The 17926-nt window shown below is 64.0% G+C and carries 14 protein-coding genes; 5 read left to right on the plus strand and 9 right to left on the minus strand.

What is annotated here, in order from left to right:
* Positions 1-92: 92 nt before the first annotated feature.
* The 3 genes from ACNFG0_RS05460 to arcD (ACNFG0_RS05470) all read right to left on the minus strand — a co-directional run bounded on the left by ACNFG0_RS05460 (position 93) and on the right by arcD (ACNFG0_RS05470) (position 3885).
* Positions 93-1103: an ornithine carbamoyltransferase gene (locus ACNFG0_RS05460; RefSeq protein WP_196155281.1), complete on the minus strand. Its 1011-nt coding sequence runs from the start codon at positions 1101-1103 to the stop codon at positions 93-95.
* Positions 1104-1171: 68 nt separating this feature from the next.
* On the minus strand, positions 1172-2425 hold the full coding sequence (gene arcA, locus ACNFG0_RS05465; RefSeq protein ID WP_196155282.1) for an arginine deiminase: 1254 nt from the start codon (positions 2423-2425) through the stop codon (positions 1172-1174).
* Positions 2426-2457: 32 nt separating this feature from the next.
* The gene (arcD, locus tag ACNFG0_RS05470) at positions 2458-3885 is read right to left on the minus strand and encodes an arginine-ornithine antiporter (protein WP_196155283.1); all 1428 of its coding nucleotides are present in this window, start codon (positions 3883-3885) and stop codon (positions 2458-2460) included.
* Between the two features lie 434 nt (positions 3886-4319).
* Here arcD (ACNFG0_RS05470) and arcD (ACNFG0_RS05475) point away from each other — a divergent pair, with 434 nt between their 5' ends.
* Entirely contained in the window at positions 4320-5747 is a 1428-nt protein-coding gene (arcD, locus tag ACNFG0_RS05475; RefSeq protein ID WP_416764188.1) for an arginine-ornithine antiporter, read from the plus strand.
* Here arcD (ACNFG0_RS05475) and ACNFG0_RS05480 read toward each other — a convergent pair.
* The 6 genes from ACNFG0_RS05480 to gap all read right to left on the minus strand — a co-directional run bounded on the left by ACNFG0_RS05480 (position 5727) and on the right by gap (position 12528).
* On the minus strand, positions 5727-6152 hold the full coding sequence (locus tag ACNFG0_RS05480) for a YbaN family protein (protein ID WP_196144496.1): 426 nt from the start codon (positions 6150-6152) through the stop codon (positions 5727-5729). The genes arcD (ACNFG0_RS05475) and ACNFG0_RS05480 overlap by 21 nt on opposite strands.
* Positions 6153-6203: 51 nt before the next feature.
* A complete protein-coding gene (locus ACNFG0_RS05485; RefSeq protein ID WP_196144497.1) occupies positions 6204-6794 on the minus strand; it encodes a biliverdin-producing heme oxygenase in 591 nt (196 codons plus the stop codon).
* A gap of 167 nt (positions 6795-6961) precedes the next feature.
* A complete protein-coding gene (locus tag ACNFG0_RS05490) occupies positions 6962-9550 on the minus strand; it encodes a TonB-dependent receptor (protein ID WP_416764190.1) in 2589 nt (862 codons plus the stop codon).
* Positions 9551-9676: 126 nt separating this feature from the next.
* Positions 9677-10639, minus strand: coding sequence for a FecR family protein (locus ACNFG0_RS05495; RefSeq protein WP_416764191.1), 963 nt, complete (start codon positions 10637-10639; stop codon positions 9677-9679).
* 93 nt (positions 10640-10732) lie between these two features.
* Positions 10733-11245, minus strand: a complete 513-nt coding sequence (locus tag ACNFG0_RS05500) for an RNA polymerase sigma factor (protein ID WP_196155288.1) — start codon at positions 11243-11245, stop codon at positions 10733-10735.
* Between the two features lie 281 nt (positions 11246-11526).
* A complete protein-coding gene (gene gap / locus ACNFG0_RS05505) occupies positions 11527-12528 on the minus strand; it encodes a type I glyceraldehyde-3-phosphate dehydrogenase (protein ID WP_416764193.1) in 1002 nt (333 codons plus the stop codon).
* Positions 12529-12793: 265 nt separating this feature from the next.
* Between gap and edd the strand changes: the two genes are divergently transcribed.
* The 4 genes from edd (at position 12794) to ACNFG0_RS05525 (ending at position 17863) form a co-directional block, all read left to right on the plus strand.
* A complete protein-coding gene (edd, locus tag ACNFG0_RS05510; RefSeq protein WP_196144502.1) occupies positions 12794-14620 on the plus strand; it encodes a phosphogluconate dehydratase in 1827 nt (608 codons plus the stop codon).
* Positions 14617-15576: a glucokinase gene (locus tag ACNFG0_RS05515; protein ID WP_416764195.1), complete on the plus strand. Its 960-nt coding sequence runs from the start codon at positions 14617-14619 to the stop codon at positions 15574-15576. Before edd ends, ACNFG0_RS05515 begins: the two co-directional genes overlap by 4 nt.
* A gap of 153 nt (positions 15577-15729) precedes the next feature.
* Positions 15730-16428 carry a two-component system response regulator GltR gene (gene gltR / locus ACNFG0_RS05520; RefSeq protein WP_230386055.1) on the plus strand — a complete coding sequence of 233 codons (699 nt, stop codon included), beginning with the start codon at positions 15730-15732 and terminating at the stop codon, positions 16426-16428.
* A complete protein-coding gene (locus ACNFG0_RS05525) occupies positions 16409-17863 on the plus strand; it encodes an ATP-binding protein (protein ID WP_328306378.1) in 1455 nt (484 codons plus the stop codon). The genes gltR and ACNFG0_RS05525 overlap by 20 nt, the downstream gene beginning before the upstream one ends.
* Positions 17864-17926: the final 63 nt, after the last annotated feature.

Genomic DNA, 17926 nt, shown 5'->3' on the forward strand with positions numbered 1-17926 from the left:
GAAGGTCCTTTTGAAATGGAGTGAGCGCCTCGTTCTTTGTGGGAGCCGGCAAGCCGGCTCCCACAGAGTTCCCACAAGGAACGAGAGGGGTGTCAGAGGTCTGCCAGGGTCGATACCAGGATCGCCTTGATGGTGTGCATGCGGTTTTCCGCCTGTTCGAAGGCGATGCACGCCGGCGACTCGAACACGTCGTCGGTGACTTCGATGCCGTTGGCCAGGTGCGGGTACTGTTCGGCGATCTGCTTGCCGACCTTGGTCTCGGAGTTGTGGAACGCCGGCAGGCAGTGCATGAACTTGGTGCGTGGGTTGCCGGTGGCCTTCATCAGCTCCTTGTTCACCTGGTAGGGCAGCAGCAACTTGATGCGCTCGCCCCAGGCCTCGACCGGCTCGCCCATCGAGACCCAGACGTCGGTGTGGACGAAGTCCACGCCATCGACCGCGGCTTTCGGGTCTTCGGTAAGGGTGATGCGCGCGCCGCTTTCCTCGGCGTATTGCTTGCAGCGTTGCACCAGGTCGTCATGGGGCCACAGCTCCCGGGGCGCGGCGATGCGCACGTCCATGCCGAGCTTGGCGCCGATCAGCAGCAATGAGTTGCCCATGTTGTTGCGGGCATCGCCCAGATAGGCATAGCTGATGTCATGCAGCGGCTTGTCGCTGTGCTCGCGCATGGTCAGCACGTCGGCGATCATCTGGGTCGGGTGGTACTCGTCGGTCAGGCCGTTGAACACCGGCACGCCGGCGAACTTGGCCAGTTCCTCGACGATCTCCTGCTTGAAGCCACGGTATTCGATGGCATCGTACATGCGCCCGAGCACTCGGGCGGTGTCCTTCATGCTCTCCTTGTGGCCGATCTGCGAGGAGTTGGGGTCGATGTAGGTGACGTTGGCGCCTTGGTCGTAGGCGGCGACTTCGAAGGCGCAGCGGGTGCGGGTCGAGGTCTTTTCGAAGATCAGGGCGATGTTGTTGCCCTTGAGGTGCTGCTGCTCGGTGCCGGTGTACTTGGCGCGCTTGAGGTCGCGGGACAGGTCCAGCAGGTATTTCAGTTCACGGGTGCTGTGGTGTTCGAGGCTGAGCAGGTTGCGGTTGTGGATATTGAACGCCATGACGGTTCTCCTTGGATTCGGGGTCGACCCGGCTGCCGCCTTGTGGGGGCAGCCGGGGGTGTGATGGCCTAGTAGTCGATGGGGTCGCGTACGATCGGGCAGGTCATGCAGTGGCCACCGCCGCGGCCTCGGCCCAGTTCGCCGGCACTGATGGTGATGACCTCGATCCCGGCTTTGCGCAGCAAGGTGTTGGTGTAGGTATTGCGGTCGTAGCCGATGACCACGCCTGGCTCCAGCGCCACCACGTTGTTGCCGTCATCCCACTGCTCGCGCTCGGCGGCGAAGCTGTTGCCGCCGGTCTCGACCACGCGCAGCTTGACGCCCAGCTGTTCGCCGACCACCTCGATGAACGACTTGTTCTCGCGGCGTACGTCCATGCCGTAGGGCTTGCTTTCGTCCGGGCGGATGATGAACGGCACGATCTCGCGCACCACTTCCGGGAAGACCGTGACCAGGTCGCGGTCGCAGAAGCTGAACACGGTGTCCAGGTGCATGGCCGCGCGGGACTTCGGCAGCCCGGCGACGATCACTTTCTCCACCGCGCCTTTGGCGAACAGGTTCTGTGCCAGTTGGCCGATGGCCTGGCGCGAGGTGCGCTCACCCATGCCGATCAGCACGATGCCCTTGCCGATCGGCATGACGTCGCCGCCTTCGAGGGTGGCCTGGCCATGCTCCTGGTCCGGGTCGCCGTACCAGACCTGGAAGTCGGCCTTGGTGAACTCAGGGTGGAACTTGTAGATGGCGGTGGTCAGCAGGGTTTCCTGGCGTCGAGCCGGCCAGTACATCGGGTTGAGGGTCACGCCGCCGTAGATCCAGCAGGTGGTGTCGCGGGTGAACTGGGTATTGGGCAGCGGCGGCAGGATGAAGCTGGAATGGCCCAGGTAGTCGTTGTACATGTTGACCACGCTGGCGCCTTCGCTCTGCGGCAGGTCCTGGCCGGCCACGCCGCCGATCAGGAATTCGGCCAGGTGGCGTGGCTCCTGGCCTTCGAGCCAGCTGCGCACTTCGTTGGTCAGGCCCACCCCGACGGTGTCAGGGGTGATCTTACGGTCGAGGATCCACTTCAGGGCCTCGGGGTTCTGCACGATGTCGGTGAGCAGGTTGTGCATTTCCAGTACATCCACCCCGCGCTCGCGCATCTTGGTGACGAAGTCGAAGTGGTCGCGCTTGGCCTGGTCGACCCAGATCACATCGTCGAACAACAGCTCGTCGCAGTTGCTCGGGGTCAGGCGCTTGTGCGCCAGTCCTGGGGCGCAGACCATTACCTTGCGCAGCTTGCCTGCTTCGGAGTGGACACCGTACTTGTGTTTTTCCGTGGACATGGTTCATTCCTCCAAAAAAGCGAAGACGTGGTTCAAAGGGTCAGGAAGCCGTCGTACAGGCCGTAGGCCGCCACCAGGGCGCCGACCACGACGGCTGCGAAGATCAGTTTTTCCACGTTGGTGAAGATAGGTTGGCCCACCTCGCGCTTGGCCTTGGCGAACAGGATCGCGCCAGGGGCATAGAGCAGGGCCGACAGCAGCAGGTACTTCACGCCGCCGGCGTACAGCAGCCAGATGGCGTACAGCAGGGCGATGCCACCGATGACCAGGTCCTTCTTGCGTTCGGCCAGGGCCTGCTCGTAGGTCTCGCTACGCACTGCCAGCAGCACCGCGTAGGCGGCCGACCACAGGTAGGGCACTAGGATCATCGAGGTGGCGAGGTAGATCAGCGACAGGTAGGTGCTGTTGGAGAACAGCGTGATGACCAGGAAGATCTGCACCATGGCGTTGGTCAGCCACAGGGCGTTGGCCGGCACATGGTTGGCGTTCTCGCGGCGCAGGAACTCCGGCATGGTGTGGTCCTTGGCCGCGGCGAACATGATCTCGGCACACAGCAGCACCCACGACAGCAAGGCGCCGAGCAGCGAGATGATCAGGCCGACACTGATCAGCACCGCGCCCCAGTGACCGACCACGTGCTCGAGTACGGCAGCCATCGACGGGTTCTGCAGCTTGGCCAGCTCCGGTTGGGTCATCACGCCCAGCGACAACACGTTGACCAGTACCAGGAACAGCAGCACGGTGATGAAGCCAATGACCGTGGCCTTGCCCACGTCGGCGCGTTTTTCCGCCCGCGAGGAGAAGATGCTCGCGCCCTCGATGCCGATGAACACCCACACGGTCACCAGCATCATGTTGCGCACCTGATCCATCACGCTGCCCAGGTCCGGCGAGCCTTCGCCCCAGATGTCGGCGGTGAAGATGTCGAGCTTGAAGGCGAACAGGCAGATCAGGGCGAACAGCGCCAGAGGCACGACCTTGGCCACCGTGGTGACCAGGTTGATGAACGCCGCTTCCTTGATGCCGCGCAGCACCAGAAAGTGCACTGCCCACAGCAGGATGGACGCGCCGATCACTGCGGCGGGGGTATTGCCTTCACCGAAGATCGGGAAGAAATAGCCCAGCGTGCTGAACAACAGCACGAAGTAGCCGACGTTGCCCAGCCAGGCGCTGATCCAGTAACCCCAGGCCGAGGAAAAGCCCATGTAGTCACCGAAACCGGCCTTGGCGTAGGCATACACCCCGCCGTCCAGGTCGGGCTTGCGGTTGGCCAGGGTCTGGAACACGAAGGCCAGGGTCAACATGCCCACGGCGGTTATGGCCCAACCGATCAGCACCGCGCCGACACCGGCACTGGCCGCCATGTTTTGCGGTAATGAAAAGATGCCGCCGCCAATCATCGAGCCGACGACAAGTGCAACGAGTGCACCCAGTTTTAGTTTTCCGGGAGAATCAGACATTTAACAACTCCATGTCAGGAGAACGTTGACCTCAGCGTAAATCCGATGTCGTTGCCATTCGCTGACCTGGGTCAGTTTATGACGATGTGAAGTAGGAAAATTCCTTCACATAACCTCCTGGAGCGTACCGACTACCCGGCTGCAGGCCTTGCGCGCTGGCACTTCCATGTCTATCTAGAGTAAACGCTCTGTGTCGCCTGCGAGCATAGACGCTAGCTGTTTTTGGCTGGGAATCAAGTTTTGGTAAATATTCTGTATAAAAGTTTCAGACGTTGACCTGAGGCAAGGAACGCGCAGTATTAATACAAAGGACATAGAACGCGTTGTTATGAGTCTTTAACGTTTGATCGCATGGGCTACTATAAAACGCTGTAGTTTTTTATAGGGGCGGTATGGTTGTTTCATGCATATTGCAACGCACCAAGGAGAGGGCCATGACTGAACCGGGACAAAAGCTGCGCCTGGGTGCGTTGATCGCACTGGTGGTCGGCTCGATGATTGGCGGCGGCATCTTTTCGTTGCCGCAGAACATGGCGGCCCGGGCCGATGTCGGGGCGGTACTGATCGGTTGGGGGATCACCGCAGTGGGCATGTTGGCGCTGGCCTTCGTGTTTCAGACCCTGGCCAACCGCAAGCCTGAACTCGACTCCGGGGTGTATGCCTATGCCAAGGCCGGTTTCGGTGACTACATGGGTTTTTCCTCGGCCTGGGGTTACTGGATCAGCGCCTGGCTGGGCAACGTCGGCTATTTCGTCCTGCTGTTCAGCACGCTGGGCTTCTACTACCCGGTGTTCGGCGAAGGCAACACGCCGGTGGCCATCGGCTGCGCCTCGCTGCTGCTATGGGCGGTGCACTTCCTGGTGCTGCGCGGCATCAAGGAAGCGGCGTTCATCAACCAGGTGACCACCATCGCCAAGGTGGTACCGCTGCTGATGTTCATCGTCATCGCGGCCTTTGCCTTCCGTGCCGATATCTTCACCCGCGACATCTGGGGCCTGGGCAACCCGAAGTTCGGCGGCGTGCTGGAGCAGGTACGCAACATGATGCTGGTGACCGTGTTCGTGTTCATCGGCATCGAGGGCGCCAGCGTCTATTCCGGCCGGGCCCTGCATCGCTCGGACGTGGGCAAGGCCACGGTGATCGGTTTTCTTGGTGTATTGGCCCTGCTGGTGCTGGTCAATGTGCTGTCGCTAGGGGTGATGACCCAGCCGGAACTGGCCAAGCTGCAGAACCCGTCGCTGGCATCGGTACTCGAGCACATCGTCGGGCCCTGGGGCGCGTTGCTGATCAGCATCGGGCTGGCGGTGTCGTTGCTCGGGGCCTTGCTGTCGTGGGCACTGCTGTGCGCGGAGATCCTCTTCGCCACGGCCCGGGACAAGACCATGCCACGTTTCCTGGCGCGGGAAAACGCCAACCATGTACCGGCCAATGCGCTGTGGTTGACCAACTGCATGATCCAGGGCTTCCTGCTGATCACCCTGTTCTCCGCGGGCACCTATACCAGCCTGATCTACCTGGCCTCGTCGATGATCCTGGTGCCGTACTTTTGGTCCGCGGCCTATGCTGTGTTGCTGACGCTGCGCGGTGAAGGCTATGCCGGGCAACAACGGCGGCGCCGCAAGGACCTGCTGGTGGCCATGGTCGCGTTGCTCTATGCCGTCTGGCTGCTATATGCCGGAGGTCTCAAGTACTTGCTGCTGTCGGCGCTGTTGTATGCGCCTGGGGTGATCCTGTTCGCCCGGGCCAAGCATGAGCAGGGGCAAGCCCTGTTCACCCGATGGGAGAAGCTGATCTTCGCAGCGGTGCTGGCCGGGGCCGGCCTGGCCGCCTACGCGCTGTATTCAGGAGTGCTGAGCTTGTGAACGTTCGCCCGGGTTGGGTGGGGTAGGGCGTTCCGGGCGCGACCATATCCACAGGTTACCCAGGGCCATGCCGCCGATGGCCAGGAAGACCGGCCAACGGGCCTCCAGGAACACCAGCATCAGACCGGCGCACAGCAGCATGCTGAGGGTGGCGCTGACCTTGGCCCGGCGCTGGATCACCTTGCCATTGCGCCAGTTGTACAGGATCGGCCCGAACAGGCGATGGTTTTCCAGCCAGGCGCTCAGGCGGGGGGAACTGCGGGTGGCGGCCCAGGCCGCGAGCAGGATGAACTCGGTGGTCGGCAGGCCGGGGATGACGATGGCCACGAGGCCGATGCCCAGGCTGACGTAAGCAAGGAGTGCGAACAACAGGCGGGACAGTTTGGAGCGGGCAGGTCGGGTCATGGTCTCACTGCAGGGAAGGGCCCGACCGCCTAGGCGGCCGGGTGAAGCGTGTCAGGCCAGTGCAGCATCGGCGGCATAGGCATGCTTGAGCAGCTCGGTGAAACGTTCGAAGGCCGCGACCGCGCCACGTTCGGCAGCGGCGTCTTCCTCGGGCGACAGCTCAAGGCCATCGAGAATCCGGGTGAACTGCTTCCAGCCTTCGGCGCGGCCACCTTCCGGCTCGCCCAGGTGACGGGCACCGAAACTGTCGGACAGCTCCAGGGCCACGGCACGCTTGATCAGGAACGCGGCGCCCAGTTTGGAGCCTTCGGAGACGAAGATCCAGCCCAAGGCCTGGCCGAGGGTCGGGTTGTGCAGGGCGCCGGGTACCCGGGCGGGCACCTCGGTATCCAGGTCGGCCAGGTCCAGGCGGGCTTGCTCGGCACGGCAGCGGGCGGCCAGGTCGGGAAAGATGGCGATCAGTTTCGGGTCGTTGTACAGCGCCTGCAGCTCTGACTGGAACAGGTACTGGGCAACCACGAAGCGGGCGAAGCTTTCGCGGCTGTCGAATGGCTTGTGCGATTTGACCAGGGCGTCCAGCTCGGTGTGAGGGGCGTGGGTGACCTGGTTCAGGCGTTGCGAACGCAGGGAAGTGGCGGTCATGGTAGGTCCTTGGGAAATTGGGCTCTAGTGACAAGACGAACGAGGTAGTGGCTGGACGTAAAAATTCTGTTCGAGCAGGAGGGCGTACCTCTGTGGGGGGGGTGAGATCGAGCCCCGCCCGCGCGGCGCTCGATCTCACAGGCACCCAGGCCGCTGCGCCGAACGGATCAGATATCCCACACCAGGTTGATGGCGAAGTTACGCCCTGGTGCTGTCAGGCGGTCGAGGTTGGCCGGCTGGGTCACGGCAGCTTCGCCCTGGCCGTCGTAGCGGCGTACCGAGTCCCACTGCCAGTACTTCTTGTCGGTGAGGTTGTACAGGCCGGCATTGACCGTGAGGTCGTCGGTCACCTTGTAGAAGCCGCTCAGGTCCAGCACGCCGTAGCCTGGCGTACGGAACTTCGAGCTCTGGCCGTCCGGGGCGAAGAAGGTGCTGTCGTCGACACGGGTCTTGCGCTTGACCAGGGTCCAGCTCACCAGGCCGCCGTAGTTCGGCTGCTCGTAACCCAGCCCGAACACGCCGGTCAGCGGGTTGACCGAGTTCAGCGGCTGGCCACTGTCGTCGTTGCGGCCATGGGCATAGGCGATCGAGCCTTGGGTGTACAGGCCCTGCGGCGCGCCGAAGTGGTCGAGGTTCAGGCGGCCCTTGACCTCGGCACCCTTGATGGTGGCGTGCCTGATGTTGTTGGCCTGGTAGGTGGGCAGCAGGTCCAGGCTCTTGACCGCGTCTTCGTCGATGAAATCACGGTACTTGTTGTAGAACACCGCGACATCGAAGTTACCCGCCTCGAAGTTGCCACGCAGGCCGGTTTCATAGCTCTTGCTCTTTTCAGGCTCCAGGTTCGGGTTGCCCTGGACGCTATAGCCCAGCTCGGCGTTTTCGAAGCGACCATACATGGCCTTGGCCGTCGGCGTGCGGAAGCCTTCGGCGTACTGGCCATACCAGGTGTAGTTGTCATCGAAGGCGTAGGTGATACCCAGCTTGGGCGACAGGCGATGCCACTTCTTGGCCGAGTCGTCGACGTTTTGCGCGCTGCCGCTGCCGTTCTCCAGACCACGCAGGAATTCGTCCGTCATCTTCGGCTTCATGCGGGTGTAGTCATAGCGTGCACCGGGGAGGAAGGTCCAATCGTTCCAGCGGATTTCGTCCTGGACAAAGAGGCTGTAGGTATTGACCGTCGGATCCGGGAAGTCGCTGACGAGCACCTGCCCATCCTTCGGGCTGTCCGCGCCTTCGGCAGGGCAGTCTCTGCCGACGGCCAGGCAGGTGCCGGCACCACTGCGTGAGCCGGCCACTTCCTGATGCTTGAGGGTCGTGCCATAGGTCAGCAGGTGGTCGGTTTCACCCAGGCTGAATGCTTTGTCCAGCTGGGCGTCGAAGACCCACTGGCGATCCTTGTAGGTCGTGTTGCGCGTGCGCAAGACTTCACGCGCCCCGGGCACATAGAGCTCCTCGGTGTTCTGATCGGTCTTGGCGACCTGGTAGTTCAAGCTCCACTTCACATGGTCGGCCACCAGACTATCGAGCCCGAACTCATGGTTGATGCCGAAACGCTCACGGGTAATGGTGTCGTTACTGGTACGCGCACGGTACATGTTCGAAGCGCCCCAGCCAGGGATGAAAGGACCGCCTACCGCACTGAGGATGTTCTGGTCGCGATCGTCCTTGTAGCGCTCGTAGGTCAAGCCCAGGCGTGCGTCATCGGCATAGTTCCAGCCCAACTTGGCCAGTACGTTGGTGGTGCGTGCGTCCACCGGGTTGGCCTTGGTGCGGTCCAGGCCGGTGCCGCCGTGCTCGCCGTAGGATTCGGTTTCGTGGCCGTTGCGCTGGCTCAGGTGCAGCAGGCCGTCGAAGTCGCCCTGGCGGCCGGCGACGGTGGCAGAGGTCAACCAGCTTTCATCGGCGGAGCTGTAGCCGGTCTTCAGGCGGGCACCGACGTCCTTGCCGGGCTTGATGATGTCGTCTGGATCGAGGGTGAAGTAGCTCACCGCACCGCCAATCGCGTTGCTGCCATACAGCACCGACGCCGGGCCGCGCAGGATTTCCACGCGCTTGACGATTTCCGGGTCGACGTAGTTGCGTTGGGTTTGCGCGTAGGGGCCGTAGAAGAAACTGTCCGGGATGGAGACGCCGTCGACCTGGGTCAGGATGCGTTCGCGGTCGATGCCGCGAATGTTGAAACCATTCAAACCGCTGCGCTGGCCGGTGCCGGCCACCGATACGCCGGGCTCGTAGCGCACCATGTCCTGGATGTTGTTGACGTTCTGCCGGTCCAGCTGTTGGCGGGTTTGCACTGTCACGGTGCTCGGTACCTGGCTGACGTCCTGAGCGCTGCGGGTGGCACTGACCGTCAGCTGCTGCAGGGCGATGGCGTTGCCCGTCATCTGGCGCTCCAGCACCACGTTGCCATTGCCGATGGTGCGGAATTTGAGCCCGGTTCCTTGCAGCAGGCGGCGCAGCGCCGCTTCCGGTGCCAACGAGCCCCGCACGCCTGGCGACGAAACGCCCTCGGCCACCTCGGCGCTGAAGCCGACCTGCCAGCCAGTGACCTGGCTGAACGCATTGATTGCGGCGACCAAGGGTTGCTGGTCGATGGCGAAGCGGTAGTCGCCCATGCGTGGGCTGCTGGCCTGGGTCGGTTCCGCGGCCAGTGCCGGCAGGCTGCAGGCGCCGCTGGCGAGCAGGGCGAGGGTCAGCAGGGACAATTGCCCCATGCGGCGGGACGGGTTGGATGGGCGAGTTGAACCTGTGGACATCGAAGGCGCTCCCTGACGCGCGAACTGTTATAGGTGATGGCTGTTCTCGTTTTCGAACAAGAATCAGTCGCATTGGCTATAACGAGACGGACGGAGGGCGGCAATTGCGTAAAAAAAACCAGCAGATCAGTTGAGGATCACCAGTGCCGGATACTCATGCAGCTGTGCCGAGGTGATGTGGGCGAGGGCGCGCAGGGTTTCCAGCGGCTGGTCGAGGCGGTAGTTGCCGGTCACCGCGACGTGGTCGAGGTTTGCGTTGCGGTTGATGATCCAGCCTGGGTAGTAGCGGCGGACTTCGGCCAGTACCTGGCTCAATGGGCAATTTTCGAACACCAGGCGGCCATCGACCCAGGCAAGGTCCTTGCGCAGGTCGGCACGTTGACGCGTGCCAAAACCCTGGGCCCCCACGCTGATGCTGTCGCCGGCACTGAGGCGAATGCGTTGATCGCTGGCCGCCTGCAGGTCGATATCGCCGCGCTGCACCCTGACCTGGGCCTGGCCGTCGAGGTAACGAACGGCGAAATCGGTGTCGCTCGCCTGCGCCCGCAAGGGGCCGGCCTGGACTTCCAGAGGCTCAAGGGTATCGCCGGGGACCTGGAAATAGGCTTCGCCCTGGAGCAGGCGGGCGACCTGGCGGCCATTGTGCAGGTCGCTGGCGAAGGCCGAGTCGGTGTTGAGCAGCACCTTGGCGCCATCGCCCAACTGCAGGCGCTGGCGTTCGCCGACCACCGTCAGATGGTCGGCCTGTAGGCGTACAGGCAGGTTGCCGAAGGTGAACAGCCCGACCAGCAGCACGGCGGCGGTGGCCAGGGGTTTCCAGTGGGCGCGCAGGCGACCGCCCACGGAACGGCGCCGGGTGTGGTGCAGTTGCGCAGCGGCCTGGCGCAGTGGCGCACCGTTCCACAGGGCCTCGGCTTCGACATAGGCCTCGGCGTTTTCCGCAGCTGCGCCCAGCCAGGCCTCGAAGGCTTGGGTGTCCTCTTCGCTGGCGCATTGCAGGCGCACCAGCCAGTCCAGCGCTTCGTCCATGGCGCGGGCACGGGCATCAGGCTCGGCAGGCGACGGGCCAGGGGCAGGGCTGTCAGTCACGGAGAATCCTTGCTGTAGGTCTTTTCGCAAATGATCAAGGCTGCGGTGAAGCAAGGCAAGGGCTTTGCCTGGACCGGCCGGCGAGTGGTCGGCTCACTTGAGGCGGTCGGCCACGCCCATGCAAATGGCCATGATCAGTTTCAGTTCCTTCTGTACCGTGCTGGCCGAGACGTTCAATTGTTCGGCGATTTCCAGGTAGCTGGCGCCGTGCAGGCGACTGAGGATGAAGATGCGTTGCTGGCGCGGTGTCAATTGGCCGAGGCTGACGCTCAAGCGCTCGAGCAACTGCTCGGCATGGGCGGCATCCTCGTTGCTGGTGGTGGGGGCGGCGACGTTGTGCAGGATGTCGTCAGGGACGTCCTCGACCAAGGTACGTGCCTGTACACGGCGGGCGCGCAGGTGATCCAGGGCGAGATTGCGCGCGGTCTGGAACACGAACGGCTCCAGGTGCTCGATCGGCCGCTCGCCCAGGGCGCGGGTGACGCGAAGGTAGGTTTCCTGCAACAGATCCTCGGCGGTGCTGGGGTTGCCCACCATGCGTTGCAGCGTACGCAACAGCGTGAGGCGCTGGGTGACGAAGACTGTGTTGAACCGGGACTGACTCACGGGAAAACCTGACCGATAGGAAGCGAATGATAATGCTTATCATCCGCTCTGTTGGTCAAGTCCAATCTGTAATCACATTGCCAGGCGGCGGTGATATCAGGCCCGGCCCAATCGCGGGACAAGCCCGCTCCCACAGGCCCGGCTAGCAATCTGTAGGAGCGGGCTTGCCCCGCGATCAAGGGCGAAGCCCTTGCCAGGCGACGCGATATCAGGCTCGGCCCAATCGCAGCCCCCACAGTCGCCATGTGTTCGCTGCGCGACAGTGCAGCTCAATACCGCGATCAGCGGGCGTTGCACAACGCCAGGCAGTTATCCAGCATGCGGTTGGAGAAGCCCCATTCGTTGTCGTACCAGGCCAGTACCTTGAGCATCCGCCCGTTGGCCCGGGTATGGTTGGCATCGAAGATCGACGACAGCGGGTTATGGTTGAAGTCGCACGAGACCAGCGGCAAGGCGTTGTAGCCCAGTATCCGGGAGTGCCGGCTGGCCTCGAGGAACAGCTGGTTGACCTGCTCGGCACTGACGTCGCGCTTGAGGTTGACGGTCAGGTCCACCAGCGACACATTGATCACCGGCACCCGCACGGCCATGCCGGTGAGCTTGCCGGCGAGCTCCGGCAGTACCAGGCCTACGGCCTCGGCGGCGCCGGTCTTGCTCGGGATCATCGACTGGGTGGCCGAACGCGCCCGGTAAGGGTCGCTGTGGTAGACGTCGGTGAGCACCTGGTCGTTGGTATAGGCGTGGATGGTGGTCATCAAACCTTGCTCGATGCCGAACTCGCGGTGCAGCACCTGGGCGATCGGCGCCAGGCAGTTGGTGGTGCAGGAGGCGTTGGAGATGATCTGGTGCGAAGCCTTCAGCATGTCATGGTTGACCCCGTAGACCACCGTGGCATCGGCGCCCTTGGCCGGTGCCGAGACGATCACCTTGCGCGCCCCGGCGGCCAGGTGGGCGGCGGCCTTGGCGCGGTCGGTGAACAGGCCGGTGCATTCGAACACCACATCCACGCCCTCGGCCTTCCACGGCAGCTCCGCCGGGTTGCGGATGGCGCTGACCGAGATGCGGTCGCCGTTGACCGTCAGGCTCTCCTGGTCGGCCTCCACACTGGCTTCGAACGTGCCGTGCACGCTGTCGTACTTGAGCAGATGGGCGTTCATCGTGCTATCGCCCAGGTCATTGATGGCGACGACCTGCAGGTCCTGGCGGTAGCCTTGGGTATAGAGTGCGCGCAGGACGTTGCGTCCGATGCGGCCAAATCCATTGATCGCGATGCGAAGGGTCATGGCATTACCTCTGGCGGTCCGGGTGAAGCCGTGGCAAAAAAGGTGACTTCACTGAAACGGTTTTGTTATTGGAATTACAAGATTATTCCTCGCAGGATAGAAAACAAGCCTTTTTGATGGCAGTATTTTGTTAAACCTACAACGAGTGGTCGGGCAGACCACCCCGTGATCGCGTCAGGCCCCCTTACCTTGAGCCTAGGCCGCAATCGTTTGGAGGGGAAATGCCCGAAGACGCCACCCCCACAGTTAGCCTGGAGTCCAGTACATGCATCCGCGCATCCTTGAGGTCACCGAACGGTTGGTCGAACGCAGCCGTGCCACCCGTGAACGCTACCTGGAGCTGATTCGCGGCGCGGCCAGCGATGGCCCCATGCGTGCCAGCCTGCAGTGTGCGAACTTCGCCCATGGCGTGGCCGGCTGCGGCGCCCAGGACAAGCAAAGCCTGCGGATGATGAACGCCGCCAACGTGGCCATCGTCTCGGCGTACAACGACATGCTCTCGGCCCACCAGCCGTACCAGCACTTCCCGGAGCAGATCAAACAGGCCCTGCGTGAGATCGGTTCGGTCGGCCAGTTCGCGGGTGGTGTGCCGGCCATGTGCGACGGCGTCACCCAGGGCGAGCCGGGCATGGAGCTGGCCATCGCCAGTCGTGAGGTGATCGCCCTGTCCACGGCCATCGCGCTGTCGCACAACATGTTCGATGCGGCGTTGATGCTGGGTATCTGCGACAAGATCGTCCCCGGCCTGATGATGGGCGCCCTGCGCTTTGGCCACCTGCCGACCATCTTCGTGCCAGGTGGGCCGATGCCGTCGGGCATCTCCAACAAGGAAAAGGCTGACGTGCGCCAGCGCTACGCCGAGGGCAAGGCCAGCCGCGAGGAGCTGCTGGAGTCGGAGATGAAGTCCTACCACAGCCCGGGTACCTGTACCTTCTACGGTACGGCCAACACCAACCAGCTGGTGATGGAAGTGATGGGCCTGCATCTACCGGGTGCTTCGTTCGTCAACCCCTATACCCCGCTGCGCGATGCCCTGACCGCCGAAGCGGCGCAGCAGGTCACGCGCATGACCAAGGCCAGCGGCAGCTTCATGCCACTGGGCGAGATCGTCGATGAAAAGGCCCTGGTCAACGCCATTGTCGCCCTGCATTCCACCGGGGGCTCCACCAACCATACCCTGCACATCCCGGCCATCGCTCAGGCTGCGGGTATCCAGCTGACCTGGCAGGACATGGCGGACCTGTCCGAGGTGGTGCCGACCCTGTCCCACGTCTACCCCAACGGCAAGGCCGACATCAACCACTTCCAGGCCGCCGGTGGCATGGCCTTCCTCATTCGCGAACTGCTCGACGCCGGGCTCCTGCACGAAGACGTCAATACGGTGGCTGGCCACGGCCTGCGCCGCTACACCCAGGAGCCGTTCCTGGAAGAAGGCAAGCTGGTCTGGCGTGAAGGCCCACGCCAGAGCCTGGACGAGAGCATCCTGCGCCCGGTGGCGCGGCCGTTCTCGGCCGAAGGTGGCCTGCGGGTGATGAACGGCAACCTTGGCCGGGGCGTCATGAAGGTGTCTGCCGTGGCGCCCGAGCATCAGGTGGTGGAAGCGCCGGCGCGGGTATTCCATGACCAGCAATCGTTGGCCGATGCCTTCAAGGCCGGCGAGCTGGAGCGTGACTTCGTCGCGGTGGTGCGGTTCCAGGGCCCGCGTTGCAACGGCATGCCCGAGCTGCACAAGCTGACCCCATTCCTGGGCGTGCTGCAGGACCGCGGCTACAAGGTCGCACTGGTGACCGACGGGCGGATGTCCGGCGCTTCAGGCAAGATCCCGGCCGCGATCCACGTCTGCCCGGAGGCCTATGACGGCGGCCCGCTGGCGCGGGTGCGCGATGGTGATATCGTGCGGGTCGACGGTGTCGAAGGCACGCTGCAGATCATGGTGTCGGCCGAAGAGCTGGCAACCCGCGACCTGCCCACGGCCCCCCAGGGCAACGACCTGGGCATGGGGCGCGAGCTGTTCGGCTTCATGCGTGTGGCGTTCAGCTCGGCCGAGCAGGGCGCCAGCGCCTTCACCTCGGCGTTGGAGCAGCTCAAATGAAGGCTTTGCTGGTTGGCGACATCGGTGGCACCAACGCGCGCTTCGGCCTGTGGCACGACAACCAGCTGCAGGCCGTGCAGGTCCTGGCGACCGCCGACTACACCAACCCCGAGCAGGCCATTGAGGCCTACCTCGCCGGGCAAGGTATTCCCCGCGGTGGCCTGGCCGCCGTATGCCTGGCGGTGGCGGGGCCGGTCAGCGGCGACGAGTTCCGCTTCACCAACAACCACTGGCGCCTGAGCCGCAGTGCCTTTTGCCGGGCCCTGCAGGTCGAGCGCCTGCTGTTGATCAATGATTTCAGCGCCATGGCCCTGGGCATGACACGCCTGCAGGACGGCGAATATCGCCAGGTCTGCGCGGGCACGGCCGACCCCGCTCGGCCGGCCCTGGTCATCGGCCCCGGTACCGGGCTGGGCGTGGGTAGCCTGTTGCGCCTGGACAACCAGCACTGGCTGGCCTTGCCGGGGGAGGGCGGGCATGTCGACCTGCCGGTGGGCAACGCACGCGAGGCCGCGATCCACCAGCAGATCCACGGGCAAATCGGCCATGTCAGCGCCGAAACGGTGCTCAGTGGCGGTGGTCTGGTGCGCCTGTACCAGGCCATGTGCGCACTCGATGGGGACACACCCAGACACAAGACCCCGGCGCAGATCACCGATGCCGCCCTAGGCGGCGAACCCCGGGCGCTGGCGGTGGTCGAGCAGTTCTGCCGCTTCCTTGGGCGAGTCGCTGGTAACAATGTCCTGACCCTCGGTGCCCGGGGCGGCGTCTATATTGTCGGCGGCGTGATCCCGCGTTTTGCCGAGTTGTTCCTGCGCAGCGGCTTTGCCGAGAGCTTTGCCGACAAGGGCTGCATGAGCGGGTATTTCGACGGAGTGCCGGTGTGGCTGGTGACGGCGGAGTTTTCCGGGTTGCTGGGGGCAGGCGTCGCGTTGCAGCAGGCGTTGGATCATTGAGCCAAGGTCAGCCCGATCGCGGAGCAAGCCCCCACGAATCAGGCGCGATGCTGTCCCTGTAGGAGCGGGCTTGTCCCGCGATGGGCTGCCAGGCAGCCCCGTTTCCACTGTTCAGAGGAAGGTTCAGTGACCACCACCGGCAAATCGATCCTGATGGTCGACGACGACCAGGAAATTCGCGAGCTGTTGCAAACCTACCTGAGTCGCTCCGGGTTCCAGGTGCATGCCGAGGCCGACGGCCAGGGCTTTCGCCAAGCGCTGGAGCGCGAGCCCTGCGACCTGGTGATCCTCGACGTGATGCTGCCTGACGAAGACGGTTTCAGCCTGTGCCGCTGGGTGCGCCAGCATCCTCGCCTGGCACGGGTACCGATCATCATGCTGACCGCCAGCTCCGACGAGGCCGACCGGGTCATTGGCCTCGAGCTGGGCGCCGACGACTACCTGGGCAAGCCGTTCAGCCCGCGCGAATTGCAGGCGCGGATCAAGGCCCTGCTGCGCCGCGCCGAGTTCGGTCAGGCGGTGCCCAGCCAGGCCGTACTGACCTTCGATGACTGGCGCCTGGACACCATCAGCCACCGGCTGTTCCACCGCGATGGCGAGGAGGTGATTCTCTCCGGGGCCGACTTCGCCCTGCTCAAGCTGTTTCTCGACCACCCGCAGCAGATCCTCGACCGCGACACCATCGGCAACGCCACCCGTGGGCGCGAGCCTATGCCGCTGGACCGCATCGTCGACATGGCGGTCAGCCGCCTGCGCCAGCGCCTGCGTGACACCGACAAGCCGCCTCGGCTGATACGCACCGTGCGCGGCAGTGGCTACCTGCTGGCAGCCCATGTCTACCCGGCCTGCTGAGCGACGCTGGCGCTTGCTGCCGCGCTCGTTGCTGGGGCGCATGCTGCTGCTTACCCTGCTGGTGGTGTTGCTGGCCCAAGGGCTGTCGAGCCTGATCTGGGTTTCCCAGTTGCGCGCCAGCCAGCTCCAGGGCCTGCAGGCCAGCGCCCGTAGCCTGGCGCATTCGATGAGCGCCAGCGTCAGCTATTTTCGTTCGTTGCCGGTGGCCTACCGGCCCATGGTGCTGGACCAGCTGCGCAGCATGGGCGGCACGCGTTTCTTCGTCTCGCTCAACGACAAACCCCTGGACATGCCCATGCTGCCGATCACCCCACGCAAGCGAGCGGTGATCGAGGTGTTCGAGCAGGTGTTGCACGAGCGCCTGGGCCAGCAGATGGAAATTTCGGTGGAATTCGTCAGCCCACAGGAGCTGCGTATCTTCAACAGCGGCTTGAAGCTCGACGAACTGCCGCGCTCATGGGCGCACTACTCGCTGACCCTGGAGCCGCTGAACCCGCCGGTGCTGGTGACGCAGATCCGCCTGGGCGAAGGCGAGTGGCTGTACATCGCCTCGTTGCTGCCCGAGCCCTACACCAGCCTCGAGGCCGAACGGCTGCCACGCCAGCAGATCGGCTTCATCGCCCTGACCACCGCCTTGTTGCTGTTGTTCATCGGCTTGCTGGTGCATTGGCAGAGCCGCCCGCTCAAGCGCCTGGCCCGGGCGGCGCGGGAGATGTCCCTGGGGGCCGACGTGGCCCCGGTGGTCGAGGGGGGCGGCAGCGAAGTGGTCGAGGTGGGGCGAGCGTTCAACAGCATGCGCGAGCGTATCAGCCGCTACCTGACCGAACGTGCGCAGCTGTTCAGTGCCGTGTCCCATGATCTGCGCACGCCCATCACACGCCTGCGCCTGCGCGTCGAGCTGCTCGAGGACGAGCGGATGCAGGCCAAGTTCAGCCGTGACCTCGACGAGCTGGAGCTGTTGGTCAAGGGTGCCCTGCAATGCGTGAAGGACACCGACATCCACGAGAACATCGAGCCCATCGACCTCAACCAGGTGCTTGAGATGCTCGCCGAGCCCTACCTGGGCGATGGCCGCATCACCCTCGAGGGCCGTGCCCTGGCGCCGTACCCGGGCAAGCCCCTGGCCTTGCGCCGCTGCATCGGCAACCTGATCGACAACGCCATCAAATACGGGGAGCGGGCGCACCTGCGCATTCTGGATAGCGCCACCGGCTTCGTCCTGCAGGTGGACGACCAAGGGCCTGGTGTTCCCGAGCAGCGTCTGGAGCAGGTGTTCGAGCCGCATTTTCGTCTGGCCGGGCAGCAGCAGGGCTACGGCCTGGGGCTCGGTATCGCGCGCAATATCGCCCATAGCCATGGCGGGGAGGTGAGCCTGCTGAACCTGCGCCAGGGTGGGTTGCGGGTGACCTTGAGCCTGCCGCGCAGCGCTGATTGAACAGCCGAATGTCACGAGTCGGTGACATTTGCGCATCCCTTCGTTACCTGCCCGGCATGGGCG

Origin of the sequence: Pseudomonas sp. NY15372 (assembly GCF_048068215.1) — a bacterium.
Lineage (GTDB): Bacteria > Pseudomonadota > Gammaproteobacteria > Pseudomonadales > Pseudomonadaceae > Aquipseudomonas > Aquipseudomonas guariconensis_A.

Coding starts and splice junctions, on each gene's coding strand:
- ACNFG0_RS05460 (WP_196155281.1), bottom strand. CDS start 1,103: ATGGCGTTCAATATCCACAACCGCAACCTGCTCAGCCTCGAACACCAC.
- arcA (WP_196155282.1), bottom strand. CDS start 2,425: ATGTCCACGGAAAAACACAAGTACGGTGTCCACTCCGAAGCAGGCAAG.
- arcD (WP_196155283.1), bottom strand. CDS start 3,885: ATGTCTGATTCTCCCGGAAAACTAAAACTGGGTGCACTCGTTGCACTT.
- arcD (WP_416764188.1), top strand. CDS start 4,320: ATGACTGAACCGGGACAAAAGCTGCGCCTGGGTGCGTTGATCGCACTG.
- ACNFG0_RS05480 (WP_196144496.1), bottom strand. CDS start 6,152: ATGACCCGACCTGCCCGCTCCAAACTGTCCCGCCTGTTGTTCGCACTC.
- ACNFG0_RS05485 (WP_196144497.1), bottom strand. CDS start 6,794: ATGACCGCCACTTCCCTGCGTTCGCAACGCCTGAACCAGGTCACCCAC.
- ACNFG0_RS05490 (WP_416764190.1), bottom strand. CDS start 9,550: ATGTCCACAGGTTCAACTCGCCCATCCAACCCGTCCCGCCGCATGGGG.
- gap (WP_416764193.1), bottom strand. CDS start 12,528: ATGACCCTTCGCATCGCGATCAATGGATTTGGCCGCATCGGACGCAAC.
- edd (WP_196144502.1), top strand. CDS start 12,794: ATGCATCCGCGCATCCTTGAGGTCACCGAACGGTTGGTCGAACGCAGC.
- ACNFG0_RS05515 (WP_416764195.1), top strand. CDS start 14,617: ATGAAGGCTTTGCTGGTTGGCGACATCGGTGGCACCAACGCGCGCTTC.
- gltR (WP_230386055.1), top strand. CDS start 15,730: ATGGTCGACGACGACCAGGAAATTCGCGAGCTGTTGCAAACCTACCTG.
- ACNFG0_RS05525 (WP_328306378.1), top strand. CDS start 16,409: ATGTCTACCCGGCCTGCTGAGCGACGCTGGCGCTTGCTGCCGCGCTCG.